Below are 14,703 nucleotides of genomic sequence, written 5' to 3' on the forward strand. Positions count from 1 at the left end.
ATGTTAAAGAATATGAAAAGTATGGGTTTAAAAAGTGTAAAGGTAGTTATGGCAAGAATGGTTGTTATTACTTATGCGTAGCTAAAGGTTGCAAAATGATTTTTCTAAGTAAAGCGATAATTGATATTATAGATTGGTCTGATAGTGACCCGAGAATCCACAAAAGAGCGAATTGTAGATATAGCGATACAAGGACAGCTTTAGATATTGTTGCAGGTCTTGCAATTAATGGATTGATTACAACAGAATATCTGTAGAATAGGGAGGCGGAAGAATGAAAATAATATTGCTTAATCCATATTATGAAGAAGAAATTGAAGTAAAAGAGGACTTAGATTATTTTAACCAATGCTATGAGGATATCACACTTGGAAACAATGAAAGCATAAGATTAACACAGACCTATTGTTTAGGTACGGGCAATCCCGCACGTGATGAAAGAGTGATATTTATAAACCCTAGGCATTGGGCGAAAGTGGAGGTTATAGATGACTGATAAAAAATTTGAATTTGACTTAACACAAGAACAAGTAAAGATGATAAATACTTTAATTGAAGATGAATTTAAATCAGCTAGCGATATGAACACAGTACCATGTAACGGGGAAAAACTTATCAAGTTATATTCTTACTTAAATTTCAAATTAGGATTTTGGAAGGGTAGAGAGGAATTGGTGGAGGTAAAAGATGAGTAACACAGTAGTAACTGTTATACAAGCACCAATTGAAGTGGATTACACTTGTCCATATTGTGGAGAAAATATTACACAATGTTTTGATGATTTTTTAAGTGACCAGGGTTTATCATGGAGTGATCTTTCAGATTGGAAATATATAGATATAACTTGTCCTGAATGTGGGAAAAAGATTGATGATGTTTCTTATGAGTTTGATTAGGAGAGTAAAGAATGATTGATAGCAAAAAAGCAGAAAGATTGTACCAATTAATTTTAAAAGATGATGAGTGCTTGATGGGTAGTCAATGGGACGAAATACTTTTATCGGAGCAAGACACACCACAAAGCATAATTAACGAGCTTACAACAATTTTTATAGATACAGAATTTAGAGAATATGATCATGACTTGGATAAAGACATTAGGATTGCCAACAGAAAAGAAAGAAAAGAGGCTTTAATTAAATTTTTTGAACATATTGTAGAGGGACTAAAAGAGGAATGAAGGTAAAAAATGACTAGAAAAAGGGATATTAACGATTGGCTGTTGTGGCTGATGGTTTTAAAGATTTTTATGGATAAATACGATTGGAAAAGCCTTTTGTTTTGTTTAGTGGTGGCTGTTGCTTTATATGTGGCTAATAGGGTTATTGATGAGAGGATGGAGGATTAGAAGTGAGATACGTTTATGCTAGTAAATTGAGAAATTTTGATGGCTATGCTTATTTAACAAAAGCTTTTGTGATGGCTTCAAGAAATCAGGATACAGATGGTAGTAAATATTATGATTTGTTTGTTTATGATAGGAAATTAAAGGATGAGGAAGTCAAGGAATGGGGGTTTGAGTATATAGGAGAGTTTACAGAATGAAAATTAAAGAGGTAGAAAAATTACTTTCAGCTTGCGAAGTTGATTTTGAAGAATTAAAAAACAATATGTTTAGAAATCCATCAGATGCTAAAGAAGATGATAATGCAGATATCAATGCTATGTTAATAAACAGAATTAGAAAAAATATAAACTCAAGATTATATGAGATTGAAAATGGGAGATATAGATGACCTTTGAACAATTACAAGAAAAAGTGTTAAGCTGGGCAGATGATAAGGATTTGCTCCACGCTGAAAATGCCCCTAAACAGTTTATGAAGTTTATCGAGGAGGTCTTCGAGTTTAAGACTGAATTTAATATTTGGGGTTTGTATAAAAAATTCAAACACGATAAAAAGATCGAGCAGGATTTTTCGATTAAGGAACATGATGTGTGGATGAGTATGAAGGATGAAATGGGAGATGTTTTTGTAACCTTGATTATCCTTTGTGAGCAGATTGGGGTTGACCCTGTTGAGTGCTTGTCTATGGCTTATGATAAGATTAAGGATAGGAAAGGAAAGACTCTACATGGTACGTTTGTGAAGGAGGAGGATCTGTAGATGGGTAAGATTATATATTTAATTTCTTTTTTGGATAAATTTGGCAATACCTCCCTCCTCTTTGAGCTTTTATCGATGGCAGCTTTGTTTTTTGGAGGATTGTTTTATCTGCATACTACTGGAACATTAGATGGTTCTGAAGAAAAATTGATTAAAAGGTTTTTAAAGGTTGCTGGGGTATTTTTTATAATTTCCCTTGTGGTTACTATGCTCATACCATCTAAGGAGGAGATGTATATGATGGCTTTGACTAAGGATTATGAGGTTGAAGATGTATATAGGATGACCAAGGAAGAATTAAAGGGAAGCGTTGATTATATTATCAAAAAAATTGAGGAGATAAAAAATGACTAAACAAAAAGACCTTATTGATAGAGTCTTTGTAGGTTATGATATTGAGGTTGAAGACGGATATATAAATATCTATAAAAAGACCAAGATTGCCTGTTCTAGAGTGGATAAGCAAGGGGTCAGGTTTGAAAAAGGATTTAACGATGTAGGAGCTTATGAAAAGAAGAGAATTCTAAGGGAATTGGATAAGGGGAGGTATTAATCTAAAATGGAAAAGCATATTAAAGACCTTAAGAAAATTAAGGATAAGAAGCGTATTGCTGATACTAAGGCGACTCTAAGGGAGTATGGGGAGTGTCTTAAAAAGATTGATGAGTTAAGGCTTGAGATTGCTATCAAGAGGGATGGTATCCAAGGTGTAGGCTCTGGCCTTGCTAATACTAATCCAAGTAAAGGGGGTGGTAGCAGCCAAGAAAGTAAGATTTGCAAGGTGATGGATGATATCCATAGCAGGGAGAAACTTATCAAGGATATCAAGGGCGAGTATAAAGATTTAGACTGGGCTATTAAAAGCCTAGATGACCCTAAGATGATAGGTATTGTCTTTAGGATATGGATATATGGCACTTCTACTATGAGGCTTCTAGGGGCTGAATACGGTTTGTCTAAGTCAGCTATCTGGAAGAAGTCTGATTTGGCTTTGCTAAGAATTTATAAGATGATTCATGAGTAGGGGTGGACAAAAACACCTAATTATCATATAATTTAGGTAAGATGTAAAAGTGTAACTGATTTTTAAAAACTGTTTAACTCTATAATTACAGGCGGTAGCGATACCGTCTTTTTTTATGCCTTTAAGCCTATGAGTCAGGCTATCCACGATTAGCACCTCCTTTCAAAATAGATTATAAGTATTCGGGTAGTGGGGTTTCCATTCTTTCCCCACTTTATAGAGAGTGGTTTCTCTTAAAATGTTTTTCAAATGCTAAATGCTGTTGGTGGATGGTCTGGCTGATAGGCTTAAATTTAAGGAGGATTTATGGATAAAAAAGAAATTAATATAGTCTATAAGAGTGTAGAGGAGCTTATACCTTATGTAAATAACCCTAGGGATAATGCAAATGCAGTAGATGCGGTGGCTAGTTCGATTAAGAATTTTGGCTTTAAAGTACCTATTGTTATTGATAAGGGAAATGAGATTGTTACGGGTCATACTAGGCTACTTGCGGCTAAAAAGCTAGGTATGGATGAAGTTCCTGTTATTATTGCTGATGATTTGACTGAGGCTGAGGTTAAGGCTTTTAGGCTTGCTGATAATAAAGTTGGAGAATTGGCTGATTGGGATTGGTCTTTACTTGATTCTGAATTTGAGGAATTAAAAGAGATGGACCTTGACTTCGATATGGAAGAATTCGGTTTTATAGATAATGATGTGTTAGATATGTCTTATATAGACGAGCTAGACGAGAACGGGTTGTCTATGACTAAAGGGGAGAATGACCATTTTTCAATGTCTTTTGTATTTCCTATTGAAAAGGAAGAACTCATTAATGAATATATAGAAGAAGTTGGTAAAGAAAAAGTAGTAGAAGATATTATATTAAGAGCGGAGGGGTTAAAGGATGCCTAATTGTGGAAGTCAAGTTTTTTTATGTGATTTACCTATACGATTTGATACATATGTAGGCTGTACACATGGGTGTCAATATTGTTTTGCAACTAAAAAGCAGGATGGATTTTATAATAATATAAGAAAAGGCGAAAGCGTAGATACTTTAAAAAGATTTATCGAGGGCGAAAGGACTATTGAAACTAATTGGTGCGATTGGGATATACCGTTACACATGGGGGGGATGAGTGACCCTTTACAACCTATTGAGCGTAAAACAGGGTATACGTATGAGTGCCTAGAATTATTAGCTAAAACTCAATATCCTTTTGTTATGTCCACTAAAGGAAGATTATTAGGTGATGATAAATATATAGAAATATTAAGTAGATGTAACTGTGTTATACAGGTTTCGATGGCTTGTAGCAGTTATGATGAAATAGAAAAAGGGTGTCCAACTTTTGATGAAAGATTAGGAATAGTAAGCAAAATTTCACCTAAAGTTAAAAGAGTTATTATAAGAATACAACCTTATATGAGGGAGTTTAAAGCTGAGATAATTAATAATTTAAAGTTATTTAAAGAGGCAGGGGCATATGGAGTAATAATCGAAGGTATGAAGTTTAATAAAAAGAAACCTGGATTAGTGAAAGTAGGAACTGACTTTACATATGCTTTAGATGATATAAGAAATGATATATTAGATATAAAAAAAGAATGCCACAGGTTGGGTTTAAGGTGTTTTAGTGGTGAAAATAGGACTAGAGCCTTAGGGGATAGTTTATGTTGCTGTGGTATTGAAAACCTTGAAGGCTTTAAAGAAAATACTTTCAATCTTAACCATATAATAAACGGAAAGAAGCCTAAATATACAGAAAACATGACAAAAAAAGGTACAGGGAGAGTTTTTGCAGCATTATATCAAAACACTATAAACGGTAGAAGATTGAAAAACGAAAGCTTTGTAGGGGAGATGATTAATACTGCTAAAAACAAAAAAGACTTTATATCAGAAATATTTGGAAAGAAAGGAAAATAAATGTTTGAAAAAGTAAACCCTATGCATCCTGACAAGATAGCTGATAGGATAGCAGGAGCAATAGTGGATTTGGGATATAAAATTGAAGAAGAACCTAAAATAGCAGTAGAGGTTTTAATTGGACACGGGGTATGCAATATTATTATTGAATCTTCGTGTTTTTTTGATTTTGAAGATATACAAAAAATAGTTAAGAGGATAGCTGGGATTGATGATGTGGAGATTATTCATGCTAGACAGGATGAACATTTAGCTAAAAATCAAGATGGCAAAGTTAGGTGTGGGGATAATGGAATTTTTAAGGGTAGTCCAGTCACTAAGGAGCAAAAACATCTAACCTCAATAGCTAAAAACATTTACGATCAATACGGAGAAGATGGTAAGTATATTCTTGATGGAAGAAGGCTTATTATTTGTCAGTCAAATGCCGATGGCAAAGAGCTAGAAGATAAGTATAGAGGAGCAGTTATTAATCCTTTAGGGGATTGGACTGGAGGACTTGATGTTGATACTGGTTGCACTAATAGAAAACTAGGCTCTGATATGGGAGATGGTGTGACTGGTGGAGGTCTACATGGAAAAGACTTATCCAAGGCAGATGTGTCAGTTAATATCTATGCACATTTAAAGGCACAGGAAACAGGAGAAGAAGTGAAGCTGTCGTGTGCTATTGGAGATGAAGAAATCGATGGTAAACCTTATGAAGAGATAGTTCATATTGCTAGAAACTATATTGATATAATCGGAGGATTTGAGAAGTTCGCTGAGTGGGGGCTGATTAGGTAGGTGATTATTTGGCTAAGGGTAAGTACCATGAGTGGCTAAAGGAAGAAAATTTAACATTGTTGAAGTCTTGGGCTATTGATGGGCTTACTGATAGACAGATTGCTGAAGCTATGGGGATTGCAGAGTCTACCCTTTACGAGTGGAAGAAGAAGCATGAGGAGATTTCGGAGGCTTTAAAAAAGGGCAAGAAAGTTTTTGATGCTGAGAGTGTCCAAGCACTTCACCAAGCAGGGATAGGACATTACATTGAAGAAGTGGATACAGATATAACCATTAGAAATGGGGAGGAGATTAAGAGGATTAGGAAGCGTAAAAGGCGGATACCCTCTAATGTTACTGCCCTTATTTTTTGGCTTAAAAATCGAGACCCTGATAACTGGAAGGATAGAAAAGCGGTTGAGGAAGTTGTCAACGATGATAAGGCTATTATGCGTTATATTGAGCTATTAGATGATGAGTTGATAGGCGATGAAGAAGAAAATCAATAAGTTACTGACTAAAAAGCAGCAGGAGATATATTCGGAAATCGGCAAAAAAGACTGGTTCATCTTAATTCTCCATGGAGCTAAAAGGTCTGGTAAAACTCAATTAAATAACGACTTATTTTTAAGGGAATTGATAAGAGTTAGAAAGATTGCTGATATGGAGAAGGTGGAAAAACCTCAATACATATTAGCAGGATTTTCTAAGTCTACCATATATCAGAATGTTTTGATTGAGCTATCTTCTAAGTATGGTATTGATTTTAAGTTTGATAAACTAGGCAATTTTACTTTGTGCGGTGTCTATGTGGTGCAGGTCGGACATGGGAAGGTTGACGGTTTAGGTCGTATTAGAGGTATGACCGCTTATGGAGCTTATGTCAACGAGGCATCACTTGCTAACGAACAGGTCTTTGATGAAATTAGATCGAGGTGTTCGGGTCGTGGTGCTAGAATACTTTGTGATACTAACCCTGATAATCCTGAGCATTGGCTTAAGAAAGAGTATATAGACAATCCAACGGATAGGATTTTGTCTTATAAGTTTACTATTTTTGACAATACTTTTCTGGATAAAAGATATTTACAATCTACCATTGAGACCACGCCTGCTGGGATGTTTACGGAGCGTAACATTTACGGAAACTGGGTTTCTGGTTATGGGATGGTTTATAAGGATTTTGATTCTACTATACATTTCATCAATGATTTAAGATTTAAGAATTTTAAAAGATATATTGCTGGTGTCGACTGGGGCTATGGGCATTATGGAGCTATTGTTGTTTTTGGAATCACTGAAAATAATGAGTACATAATGATTGATGAAGTAGCTGAGACTCAGAAAGAGATTGACTGGTGGGCTAATGAAGCTAAAAAACTTGATGAAAAATACCCTAGATTAGTTTTCTATTGTGATTCGGCTAGGGTTGAGCATATAGATAGGTTCATCAATGATGGACTAGATGCTAGGCTTGCTAGTAAAAAAGTTATAGAGGGTATTGAGCAGGTAGCTATCCTGTATAAGACCTGTAGATTGTTTATATTTGAGCCTATAGCGAAGAGATTTAAAGAAGAGATATATTCCTATGTCTGGAAGGATAATACAAGCACAGACCAAGTTATAAAGGAGTATGACGATGTTATGGACGCTATGAGATATGCAATTTATACAGATATGAAAGATAGCGGTGGAAAAATCAAAACATTTAGAGGTGATTTTATATGATAATTGATAATAGGGATTATAGTGTAATTCCTAGGTTGATTCCTACTAGCTTTGAGGAATTTATAATTGATAAAGAAGATGTGATTGACGCTGATATGATTGAGACTTTTATTATGAAGCATAAAAGCATGGTGAAAAGCAGGTTTGAGCCTCTGCTCAGAGCTTATAAGAGTAAACATAATATTTTATTTTATGAGCCTAAACCTTTAAGTAAACCAGATAATCGAATAGTGATGAATTTTGCAAAGTATATCGTTGACACTCTTAATGGCTATTTTTTGGGTATACCCATTAAGATTAATCATGAGGATGAAAAATTTGTAGAAAAAATTACAGATATATCTGATTTTAATGACCTTGAAGATGAGCAATACGAGCTGGCAAAGGATATGTCTATCTTTGGTGTAGGTTATGAAATGCTTTATATGGATGAGGAAGCAATGGAAAATATCTTACACGTTAGCCCTCTAGAGACTTTCGTTATTAGAGATAATTCTATAAGAAAGAGAATTAGATATGGTGTTCATTACTATAGAGATCAAAGTGGGAATTTGAAAGGGACTTTTTCGGATAATAAAAACATATATTATTTTGAAGAAGGGGAAAATGGACTTTATATTTCTGAAGAATATTCTCATTATTTTGGGTATTGTCCTGTTATTGAGTATAGAGAAAATGAAGAGTGCCAGTGTGCTTTTGAATCAGTATATACCATGATAAACCAAGTAGATAAGGTTATAAGTGAAAAAGCTAATGATGTTGATTATTTTGCAGATGCTTATTTGAAGGTGATTGGCGTTGAATTAACTGATGAACAAGTGGAGTTTCTCAGAGAAAATAGGATTTGGAATTTGTATAAAACTACTAGCGAAGCTGACACTACGCAGCCAGATGTAGATTTTCTCACCAAGCCAGATGCGGATCAGACTCAAGAGAATTTACTTGATAGACTTGAAGAAAAAATATACCAATTATCTATGGTTCCTAATTTATCGGATGAGAATTTCGGAACGTCAAGTGGCATAGCATTAGCCTATAAACTCATTGGACTTGATAATATTTGTAAGATTAAAGAGCGTAAATTTTCAGCAGGGCTAAAAACAAGATATAAAATGCTTTGTAATTTACCGACTTGGAGTGATAAAGGGGCATATAAGGGTATTAGTTACAAGTTTACAAGAAATATGCCTAAAAATGTGTTAGAGGAAGCACAGATAGTTAATACTTTAAATGGTCTAATTAGTAAAGAAACAAACTTATCTAATCTTTCTATTGTGGACAATGTCAAAGAAGAAATCGAAAAGATGGAAAAAGAAGATGAATTTGATACAGATATACCACACGACCATGGGGACGATTGGAGCATGATAGATGTCTATAACAAGCAAGGATTATTGGAAGCAGAGAGAGTATCAAAACCTGCTGAAGTCTAAACAAAGGGATGAGGCCTTTGCTAAAGAAAGAGTCTCTTATATTTACGATGAGCTTTTAAGGAATTTAAGAAAAGAAATTAATTCGAGTATCTTAAGATTTGCTAATTCTGAGGGCATCTCGATTGAAGAAGCAAGAAAAAGAATTAGCAAGGCTGATGTCAAAGATTATGAAGCCCTAGCTAAGAGGTATGTGAGGGATAAGGATTTTTCTCCAAGAGCTAACCGAGAAATGAAGCTTTATAATGTGACCATGAGACTTAATCGACTGGAGCTTTTGAGTGAGATTTTGAAAGTCCATGCTATAGGTGCTGGATCTAAGATAGAAAACGAATTAAAAGAACATCTAATCCAAGGGTCTATCGATGAATACAAAAGGCAGGCGGGCATCCTGGGGCTTAATATAAGCGAAAAAAGGATAATCAGGCGTGCAGAATTTATAGTCAATCAAGATTACCACAATGCCCATTTTTCTGATAGGGTTTGGCGTGATACTAGGGAGCTTTCTAGGAGGCTTGAAAGGAATGTCGAGTCGGTTATCCTACAAGGCAAGAATCCTAAAGAATTTGCAAAAAAGCTTACTGATTTGGTGAGTAAAGATATCAAAAATATCAAAAGTGCTACTGAAAGATTAGCATTTACTGAGTCGGGTAGGGTTTGGATTCAGACCCAGATGGACGCCTACAGGGAGGGAGGATATGAGTACCTAGAGATTATGACTGAGCCTACTGCTTGCAGGCACTGTAGCCCACATGATGGCAAGATTGTAAAGATATCAGAGGCTGTCGAGGGGGATAACATTCCTTTATGGCATCCAAGGTGTAGGTGTACGACTGTGGCACATTTTAAGGAGGAATAAATGATAACTTTATTACAAATAACATTAATAATATTAAAGGCTTTAGGTTATCTATCTTGGTCTTGGTGGGCAGTGTTTGCCCCTTATATAGTATCAGGATTAATATTTTTAACATGGATTATATCTGCTGTTGTGGTGGGTATAAAAAATGAAAGATGGTTTAGAGAAAAATTTAATGAGAAGTGATGAAACTGACTATAAAATATTATCCAAAATTACCTAAAAGGAAGCGGATACTAATACGAGAGGGCGGTGCTTATGAGCAACACGCTCATTTTTTATGCAAGAAAGACGCTGAAAATGTTAGGAAGTTAATTGATTGTGGGAAATATCCCTATAACAAAAAATACAAGATTGCTATGCAGAGGCTTTTGACTGAGGAAGAATTTAAGAAACTTAAAAAGAAGCAGAGATACTACAATGTAAACAAAGGAACAAGGAAATAAAAATATGGAAATCAACCAAAAAATACAATCACTAAATAAGGAAATTGAAAAATTAAGAAATGAAGGAGTATCAAGAAAAGCAATATCAGATGGTTATCATACATTTGAAGAATTGTATTACCATAGGATGGTCTTATTCTCAATAATACTTAATCAAAACAAGGAAATATCATGGAAGGCTAAAAAGCACCATGACGGAACAATGTTTGGAGATGATAGCTTTATATGTGGGATTGAAACGCCTGAGGAGCAATACACGTATCATTATCATTTAGATTATTGGGATAATTTCGATGTAAAAGAATTAGAGTTTGCCCCAGAATATGACGGGCATAAACCTAAAGATATAACTAGATTATATAGCTTATTAAAATAAATAATCGTGAATTAATCGTGTGGAAAAACACACAAAACAAGTAAATATCAATAATTTAATCGTGCGTTAATCGTGCGATTTTTTTATGGAGCTTTAGTTTAATCAGGGAAAACACCAGACTCCAAATCTGGAAGATGAAGGTTCAAATCCTTTAAGCTCTGCCATGCCCAAGCTTTGAAGGCACTAAAAGCTAAGGATAGTTAAGCATTACAACTTAAAATTATGGAGGAAATTATGTCAGAAGAGAAAAAAGCTGTAATTGATGAGAAGCAAGAAGAAGTTAAGGCTGAGGATGTCACTAAAGAAGCGACTGAGGATAAGAAAGAAGCTGAATTAAAATATTCAGACGCTGATGTCGATGAAATTGTTAAGAAAAAGCAAGCTAAGTGGCAGAAGCAGCAAGAAGAGAAAATCAAGGAACTTGAGGAAGCCCAAAAGCTGGAAAAGATGAATGAAGAAGACCAGCTGAAATACAAGCTTGAAAAGTATGAAAAAGAGCTTGAAGCATATAAGCAAAGGGAAAATCAAAATGCCATGGCCAAGGTTGCTAAAAATATGCTTTATGAAGAGGGAATCAAGGTTTCTGATGGACTTGTAGCTAATTTGATTACAGATGAAGCTGAATCGACTAAGGAAATTGTTAAGGACTTTGCAAAGGAATTTAAGGAGGCGGTGGAAAGTGGAATCACTGAGGCCTTGAGGGGAAAAAGTCCTGAAGTTAAGACAAGCGGAACAAAATCGGCAAGCGCGACCAAGGCTGAGATACTAGGGATTAAAGACTCAGTAAAAAGACAGGCTGCAATTGCTGAAAATTTAGAATTATTTGAGTAAAAGGAGAAAAAATGGCTGTTTTAGAAAATACAATGACTTCTGCAAACTATCTTAAGGTTGCGGATATTGACTTTGTAAATGTTTTTGGAAATAAAATTGAGTCCCTACAAGAAATGCTAGGAATTCAAAGAGCACAAAAACTTAATATTGGTGATACTATCAAGACTTATAAGTCAAGTGTTACCCTAGCAGATGGAAATGTGGCACCTGGTGATGTAATCCCTCTATCTACCACTAAAAGGGAACCAGACCAAGAATATACACTTGAGTACAAGAAATATAGAAAACTAGTACCAGCTGAGGAAATCCAAAAAAGAGGATTTACCGAAGCGGTTATTAAATCAGATAACTTAATGCTAAGAGAAATGCAAGAAAATATCAGAAATGACTTTTTCGCACAATTAAAGTCTACTAAGAAATCAGTTACTGCTACAAGCGTGAAAGATGCTTTTGCCCAAGCATGGGGCAATATCAATGTCGCCTTTGCTGGTGAGAGTGTAGGTACTATTGTTTTTGTCAATCCACTTGATGTGGCTGACTATCTAGCTAAGGGCAATATCATAGTCCAACAGGCTTTCGGTCTACAATACCTAACAGGATTTATGGGTACTACTACTACAATTGTTACCTCTCTAGTGCCAAAAGGAACTATCTACACTACTGCACATGAAAACTTAAACCTAGTTTATGCTAATGTTGCTGGCGGTGAGATTGCCAAGGCTGGATTTGGTTTTGTATCTGATAAAACTGGAATTATAGGTGTTGCCAGAGAAGCTGGACTGGATAGAATATCAGTTTCTACTTATGCAATGTATGCTCTTAAGCTTTTTGCAGAAAGAACTGACGGGGTCTTTAAAATCGCTATTAAAGCACCTGCTGGAGCTGGAGCGTAAAAGTTAAGGAGGTGGGATTATGATTGATAATCTCATGACCTATGAAAATTTAATAGGGGATGTAGATAGGGACTTGATAATGTCTGTTGAGGCTTTGCAAAAGGCTAAAATGCTTGATGTTATGAGTCCTTTTCTAGTCCTTGAAGAGGTGCCTGATGAACTTAATTATGTGCTTATAGAGCTTGTAATCTACAGGTTTAACAAGATAGGTTCTGAGGGCATGAGCAAAGAATCTAAAACTGCTGGGTCTGAAACTTACGATACAAAGTATGAAGATAAGCTTTTGGAAAAGTGTTTAAATTATGCTAAAAATAGAAGCTCTTTTTCTGGCAAGTGGGAGGTGAAAATCCTATGAGATTTGACAAGAAAGTTATTTTTATTAGGACACTAAGAGATGAGTATGATCCTGAAATCGGTGGGATGAAGCCTATCGAGATACGAGATGAAAAATACTGCTCTTACAGGGCTTTAGGTGTGGAGCTTAAGAATGAACTCCTATCTAAAATAGATGTGGGGGCAATTAGCCTTGTTATTAAGGGTCTAGGTAAGGATTACGACCAAGTGGAGATTGATGGCAAAAGATATCAGGTTTTAGCTAAAGAAATCTTTAGGACTAAGACAGGCTATATGGTAGGTGAGATATGAAGATTGTGATTAATGGCGGTGATACGCTGGTAAAAAAACTTAAGACTATCAAAAATCTTGAATTTGCCAGAAAGACTGTCAAGAAGCATGGGGCTTTATTGCAAAAAAAGATGAAGCAAAATGCGACTCCTGGAGTGATCTTTGTTAAGGGATATTCGACTGGTGAGACCAAAAGGTCTATCGAGCTTGATATTGAAAATGGCGGTCTAACTGCTGTTGTAGCTCCTAATACTGAATATGCAGCTTATGTGGAGTTTGGTACTAGGAAGATGGAAGCTGAACCTTTTGTAAAACCTGCCTTGAATGCGGTCAAAGATGGATTCTTAAAAGATTTGGAAAAGATGTGATATGGAGCAGGAACTTTATGATTTAATTTTTAGCAAGATACAAAAAATGGGGTATGACTGTTACCAATCTTTGCCAAGAAAAGGAAGCAAATACCCCTTTGTGATTGTAGGAGAGACACAGATAATGCCTAGGGCTACAAAGTCTTTTGCAGTGGGTGAGATATCAATTTTCATCCATGTTTGGACTAGTGATAGGTCTAGGTGTGAGTGTCAAAGTATATGTCAAAAAATTAGAGAAGAGTGCGGAAAATTAGAAAAACTGCACTCTTTTTATATGTTTGGAAGTAACACTAGGATTTTAATCGATGATACGACGAACCAAACACTTTGGCATGGTGTCATGGATTTTAATTATAAATTTTATTAAGGAGTAAAAATGAACGAAACAATAATAAAGCCAATTTATGGTAAAGATAAGATATTGATGTTTAGGCTTTTAGATGAAGCTAGCAAAAAATCAGCTGCGAAACTTGCCCTTCAAATTGAGCATACACTAGGAGCTGAAAGAAGTGTTGATTCTACAAAAACAAAGGATGGGCCTGTTACTTCTGATGGTGGGGTTGAGTATTCGCTTGATCTAACCGCTATAGCTAGTCAAGATGAAGTGAATGAAATGCTTATGAGGTCTGTAGATGAACAAAAAGTATTAGAAGTATGGGAAATCAACCTTGCTGGAGAAAAGCAAGGGGAGAAATATCCTGCCCTTTATATGCAAGGCAAGCTTGATTCATGGCAACTTCCATCAAATGTGGAAGATTTGGCTGAAATTTCTTCATCTATGAAGATAGATGGCAAACCACAAAAAGGCTTTGCGACTATATCTGACAGCGATAAGAAAGCAATACTATACACATTTAGGGATGTTACCCCATATACAGAAGGAACAAGTAGATAAGGCTAGGACACTAATTAAAGTGTCCTATATTTTTTTAAGTAAGGAGCAATTATGAATTTAACTATCAACGGAACTGATTATGAACTTAACTTTGGACTAAAATTTTGTGCTGAGATATCAAAAGATAGGTCAAAAAATACTAATGGTATTGATATCAGATTAGGTATTGAAAATGCGGTATCTGCCCTTTATACAGGGGATGTGCTTATTCTGCCTGATTTAGTTAAGGCAGCGACTGCAAGCTGTAAGAAGAAGCCTACAGATAAAGAAATTGAAGAATTTTTAGATAATTATGAAGATTTGGGGGCTTTGTGTGATGATTTTTTATCTCAATTGATAGAGCAACCAGCGACCAAGAAGAAAGCCCTACAAGTTTATCAAGGTCTAAAGGGAGCTTTGGAGGAAGAGGAAAAAGCGAAGTAAAGCCTGTATATTATCGTG

The 14,703-nt window shown here is 35.3% G+C and carries 30 protein-coding genes and 1 tRNA gene; all 31 read left to right on the plus strand.

What is annotated here, in order from left to right; all coding sequences use genetic code 11:
- The coding region (locus tag RRB46_RS09745; protein ID WP_311538380.1) for a hypothetical protein at nt 1–257 on the plus strand (257 nt) is incomplete at its 5' end.
- A gap of 17 nt (nt 258–274) precedes the next feature.
- Nucleotides 275–496 (plus strand): hypothetical protein, encoded by a 222-nt coding sequence (locus tag RRB46_RS09750; protein ID WP_311538381.1) that lies wholly within the window; start codon nt 275–277, stop codon nt 494–496.
- A complete protein-coding gene (locus RRB46_RS09755; RefSeq protein WP_311538382.1) occupies nt 489–695 on the plus strand; it encodes a hypothetical protein in 207 nt (68 codons plus the stop codon). Before RRB46_RS09750 ends, RRB46_RS09755 begins: the two co-directional genes overlap by 8 nt.
- Complete coding sequence (locus tag RRB46_RS09760) at nt 688–897, plus strand: hypothetical protein (RefSeq protein WP_311538383.1); 210 nt, start codon at nt 688–690, stop codon at nt 895–897. The genes RRB46_RS09755 and RRB46_RS09760 overlap by 8 nt, the downstream gene beginning before the upstream one ends.
- Before the next feature lie 11 nt (nt 898–908).
- A complete protein-coding gene (locus tag RRB46_RS09765) occupies nt 909–1,181 on the plus strand; it encodes a hypothetical protein (protein ID WP_311538384.1) in 273 nt (90 codons plus the stop codon).
- A gap of 9 nt (nt 1,182–1,190) precedes the next feature.
- Entirely contained in the window at nt 1,191–1,349 is a 159-nt protein-coding gene (locus RRB46_RS09770) for a hypothetical protein (RefSeq protein ID WP_311538385.1), read from the plus strand.
- A gap of 2 nt (nt 1,350–1,351) precedes the next feature.
- The gene (locus RRB46_RS09775; RefSeq protein ID WP_311538386.1) at nt 1,352–1,546 is read left to right on the plus strand and encodes a hypothetical protein; all 195 of its coding nucleotides are present in this window, start codon (nt 1,352–1,354) and stop codon (nt 1,544–1,546) included.
- Entirely contained in the window at nt 1,543–1,737 is a 195-nt protein-coding gene (locus RRB46_RS09780) for a hypothetical protein (RefSeq protein WP_072537058.1), read from the plus strand. The genes RRB46_RS09775 and RRB46_RS09780 overlap by 4 nt, the downstream gene beginning before the upstream one ends.
- Nucleotides 1,734–2,108, plus strand: a complete 375-nt coding sequence (locus tag RRB46_RS09785) for a MazG-like family protein (protein WP_265213750.1) — start codon at nt 1,734–1,736, stop codon at nt 2,106–2,108. Before RRB46_RS09780 ends, RRB46_RS09785 begins: the two co-directional genes overlap by 4 nt.
- The gene (locus RRB46_RS09790; protein WP_311538387.1) at nt 2,109–2,462 is read left to right on the plus strand and encodes a hypothetical protein; all 354 of its coding nucleotides are present in this window, start codon (nt 2,109–2,111) and stop codon (nt 2,460–2,462) included.
- On the plus strand, nt 2,455–2,661 hold the full coding sequence (locus RRB46_RS09795; protein ID WP_311538388.1) for a hypothetical protein: 207 nt from the start codon (nt 2,455–2,457) through the stop codon (nt 2,659–2,661). Before RRB46_RS09790 ends, RRB46_RS09795 begins: the two co-directional genes overlap by 8 nt.
- Nucleotides 2,662–2,667: 6 nt before the next feature.
- Complete coding sequence (locus RRB46_RS09800) at nt 2,668–3,132, plus strand: hypothetical protein (RefSeq protein ID WP_311538389.1); 465 nt, start codon at nt 2,668–2,670, stop codon at nt 3,130–3,132.
- A gap of 306 nt (nt 3,133–3,438) precedes the next feature.
- Nucleotides 3,439–4,029 (plus strand): ParB N-terminal domain-containing protein, encoded by a 591-nt coding sequence (locus RRB46_RS09805; RefSeq protein ID WP_311538390.1) that lies wholly within the window; start codon nt 3,439–3,441, stop codon nt 4,027–4,029.
- Entirely contained in the window at nt 4,022–5,047 is a 1,026-nt protein-coding gene (locus RRB46_RS09810) for a radical SAM protein (protein ID WP_311538391.1), read from the plus strand. Before RRB46_RS09805 ends, RRB46_RS09810 begins: the two co-directional genes overlap by 8 nt.
- The gene (locus RRB46_RS09815; protein ID WP_311538392.1) at nt 5,048–5,833 is read left to right on the plus strand and encodes an S-adenosylmethionine synthetase N-terminal domain-containing protein; all 786 of its coding nucleotides are present in this window, start codon (nt 5,048–5,050) and stop codon (nt 5,831–5,833) included. It begins immediately after the preceding gene.
- Nucleotides 5,834–5,841: 8 nt separating this feature from the next.
- Nucleotides 5,842–6,321 (plus strand): helix-turn-helix domain-containing protein, encoded by a 480-nt coding sequence (locus RRB46_RS09820; protein ID WP_311538393.1) that lies wholly within the window; start codon nt 5,842–5,844, stop codon nt 6,319–6,321.
- Entirely contained in the window at nt 6,302–7,540 is a 1,239-nt protein-coding gene (locus RRB46_RS09825) for a PBSX family phage terminase large subunit (RefSeq protein WP_311538394.1), read from the plus strand. The genes RRB46_RS09820 and RRB46_RS09825 overlap by 20 nt, the downstream gene beginning before the upstream one ends.
- Nucleotides 7,537–8,973: a phage portal protein gene (locus RRB46_RS09830; RefSeq protein WP_311538395.1), complete on the plus strand. Its 1,437-nt coding sequence runs from the start codon at nt 7,537–7,539 to the stop codon at nt 8,971–8,973. The genes RRB46_RS09825 and RRB46_RS09830 overlap by 4 nt, the downstream gene beginning before the upstream one ends.
- Nucleotides 8,912–9,829 (plus strand): minor capsid protein, encoded by a 918-nt coding sequence (locus tag RRB46_RS09835; RefSeq protein ID WP_311538396.1) that lies wholly within the window; start codon nt 8,912–8,914, stop codon nt 9,827–9,829. Before RRB46_RS09830 ends, RRB46_RS09835 begins: the two co-directional genes overlap by 62 nt.
- Complete coding sequence (locus tag RRB46_RS09840; RefSeq protein WP_311538397.1) at nt 9,830–10,015, plus strand: hypothetical protein; 186 nt, start codon at nt 9,830–9,832, stop codon at nt 10,013–10,015.
- The gene (locus tag RRB46_RS09845; protein ID WP_311538398.1) at nt 10,015–10,275 is read left to right on the plus strand and encodes a hypothetical protein; all 261 of its coding nucleotides are present in this window, start codon (nt 10,015–10,017) and stop codon (nt 10,273–10,275) included. Before RRB46_RS09840 ends, RRB46_RS09845 begins: the two co-directional genes overlap by 1 nt.
- Before the next feature lie 4 nt (nt 10,276–10,279).
- Nucleotides 10,280–10,651, plus strand: coding sequence for a hypothetical protein (locus RRB46_RS09850; RefSeq protein ID WP_311538399.1), 372 nt, complete (start codon nt 10,280–10,282; stop codon nt 10,649–10,651).
- Nucleotides 10,652–10,738: 87 nt separating this feature from the next.
- Nucleotides 10,739–10,815 (plus strand) — tRNA-Trp (locus RRB46_RS09855).
- Between the two features lie 70 nt (nt 10,816–10,885).
- Nucleotides 10,886–11,482 (plus strand): DUF4355 domain-containing protein, encoded by a 597-nt coding sequence (locus RRB46_RS09860; RefSeq protein WP_311538400.1) that lies wholly within the window; start codon nt 10,886–10,888, stop codon nt 11,480–11,482.
- Between the two features lie 11 nt (nt 11,483–11,493).
- Complete coding sequence (locus tag RRB46_RS09865; protein WP_311538402.1) at nt 11,494–12,375, plus strand: hypothetical protein; 882 nt, start codon at nt 11,494–11,496, stop codon at nt 12,373–12,375.
- A 19-nt stretch (nt 12,376–12,394) separates the two neighbouring features.
- Complete coding sequence (locus RRB46_RS09870; RefSeq protein ID WP_311538403.1) at nt 12,395–12,730, plus strand: phage head-tail connector protein; 336 nt, start codon at nt 12,395–12,397, stop codon at nt 12,728–12,730.
- Complete coding sequence (locus tag RRB46_RS09875; protein ID WP_311538404.1) at nt 12,727–13,020, plus strand: hypothetical protein; 294 nt, start codon at nt 12,727–12,729, stop codon at nt 13,018–13,020. Before RRB46_RS09870 ends, RRB46_RS09875 begins: the two co-directional genes overlap by 4 nt.
- Nucleotides 13,017–13,367: an HK97-gp10 family putative phage morphogenesis protein gene (locus tag RRB46_RS09880; protein ID WP_311538405.1), complete on the plus strand. Its 351-nt coding sequence runs from the start codon at nt 13,017–13,019 to the stop codon at nt 13,365–13,367. The genes RRB46_RS09875 and RRB46_RS09880 overlap by 4 nt, the downstream gene beginning before the upstream one ends.
- A 124-nt stretch (nt 13,368–13,491) precedes the next feature.
- A complete protein-coding gene (locus RRB46_RS09885; protein ID WP_311538406.1) occupies nt 13,492–13,734 on the plus strand; it encodes a hypothetical protein in 243 nt (80 codons plus the stop codon).
- Nucleotides 13,735–13,743: 9 nt separating this feature from the next.
- Entirely contained in the window at nt 13,744–14,262 is a 519-nt protein-coding gene (locus RRB46_RS09890) for a phage major tail protein, TP901-1 family (RefSeq protein WP_311538407.1), read from the plus strand.
- Nucleotides 14,263–14,313: 51 nt separating this feature from the next.
- Nucleotides 14,314–14,685 carry a tail assembly chaperone gene (locus RRB46_RS09895; RefSeq protein ID WP_311538408.1) on the plus strand — a complete coding sequence of 124 codons (372 nt, stop codon included), beginning with the start codon at nt 14,314–14,316 and terminating at the stop codon, nt 14,683–14,685.
- The last annotated feature ends 18 nt before the right edge of the window (nt 14,686–14,703 follow it).

Origin of the sequence: uncultured Anaerococcus sp., from assembly GCF_963512375.1 — a bacterium.
Lineage (GTDB): Bacteria > Bacillota > Clostridia > Tissierellales > Peptoniphilaceae > Anaerococcus.

Coding starts and splice junctions, on each gene's coding strand:
- RRB46_RS09750 (WP_311538381.1), top strand. CDS start 275: ATGAAAATAATATTGCTTAATCCATATTATGAAGAAGAAATTGAAGTA.
- RRB46_RS09755 (WP_311538382.1), top strand. CDS start 489: ATGACTGATAAAAAATTTGAATTTGACTTAACACAAGAACAAGTAAAG.
- RRB46_RS09760 (WP_311538383.1), top strand. CDS start 688: ATGAGTAACACAGTAGTAACTGTTATACAAGCACCAATTGAAGTGGAT.
- RRB46_RS09765 (WP_311538384.1), top strand. CDS start 909: ATGATTGATAGCAAAAAAGCAGAAAGATTGTACCAATTAATTTTAAAA.
- RRB46_RS09770 (WP_311538385.1), top strand. CDS start 1,191: ATGACTAGAAAAAGGGATATTAACGATTGGCTGTTGTGGCTGATGGTT.
- RRB46_RS09780 (WP_072537058.1), top strand. CDS start 1,543: ATGAAAATTAAAGAGGTAGAAAAATTACTTTCAGCTTGCGAAGTTGAT.
- RRB46_RS09785 (WP_265213750.1), top strand. CDS start 1,734: ATGACCTTTGAACAATTACAAGAAAAAGTGTTAAGCTGGGCAGATGAT.
- RRB46_RS09790 (WP_311538387.1), top strand. CDS start 2,109: ATGGGTAAGATTATATATTTAATTTCTTTTTTGGATAAATTTGGCAAT.
- RRB46_RS09795 (WP_311538388.1), top strand. CDS start 2,455: ATGACTAAACAAAAAGACCTTATTGATAGAGTCTTTGTAGGTTATGAT.
- RRB46_RS09800 (WP_311538389.1), top strand. CDS start 2,668: ATGGAAAAGCATATTAAAGACCTTAAGAAAATTAAGGATAAGAAGCGT.
- RRB46_RS09805 (WP_311538390.1), top strand. CDS start 3,439: ATGGATAAAAAAGAAATTAATATAGTCTATAAGAGTGTAGAGGAGCTT.
- RRB46_RS09810 (WP_311538391.1), top strand. CDS start 4,022: ATGCCTAATTGTGGAAGTCAAGTTTTTTTATGTGATTTACCTATACGA.
- RRB46_RS09815 (WP_311538392.1), top strand. CDS start 5,048: ATGTTTGAAAAAGTAAACCCTATGCATCCTGACAAGATAGCTGATAGG.
- RRB46_RS09825 (WP_311538394.1), top strand. CDS start 6,302: ATGAAGAAGAAAATCAATAAGTTACTGACTAAAAAGCAGCAGGAGATA.
- RRB46_RS09830 (WP_311538395.1), top strand. CDS start 7,537: ATGATAATTGATAATAGGGATTATAGTGTAATTCCTAGGTTGATTCCT.
- RRB46_RS09835 (WP_311538396.1), top strand. CDS start 8,912: ATGTCTATAACAAGCAAGGATTATTGGAAGCAGAGAGAGTATCAAAAC.
- RRB46_RS09840 (WP_311538397.1), top strand. CDS start 9,830: ATGATAACTTTATTACAAATAACATTAATAATATTAAAGGCTTTAGGT.
- RRB46_RS09845 (WP_311538398.1), top strand. CDS start 10,015: ATGAAACTGACTATAAAATATTATCCAAAATTACCTAAAAGGAAGCGG.
- RRB46_RS09850 (WP_311538399.1), top strand. CDS start 10,280: ATGGAAATCAACCAAAAAATACAATCACTAAATAAGGAAATTGAAAAA.
- RRB46_RS09860 (WP_311538400.1), top strand. CDS start 10,886: ATGTCAGAAGAGAAAAAAGCTGTAATTGATGAGAAGCAAGAAGAAGTT.
- RRB46_RS09865 (WP_311538402.1), top strand. CDS start 11,494: ATGGCTGTTTTAGAAAATACAATGACTTCTGCAAACTATCTTAAGGTT.
- RRB46_RS09870 (WP_311538403.1), top strand. CDS start 12,395: ATGATTGATAATCTCATGACCTATGAAAATTTAATAGGGGATGTAGAT.
- RRB46_RS09875 (WP_311538404.1), top strand. CDS start 12,727: ATGAGATTTGACAAGAAAGTTATTTTTATTAGGACACTAAGAGATGAG.
- RRB46_RS09880 (WP_311538405.1), top strand. CDS start 13,017: ATGAAGATTGTGATTAATGGCGGTGATACGCTGGTAAAAAAACTTAAG.
- RRB46_RS09885 (WP_311538406.1), top strand. CDS start 13,492: ATGCCTAGGGCTACAAAGTCTTTTGCAGTGGGTGAGATATCAATTTTC.
- RRB46_RS09890 (WP_311538407.1), top strand. CDS start 13,744: ATGAACGAAACAATAATAAAGCCAATTTATGGTAAAGATAAGATATTG.
- RRB46_RS09895 (WP_311538408.1), top strand. CDS start 14,314: ATGAATTTAACTATCAACGGAACTGATTATGAACTTAACTTTGGACTA.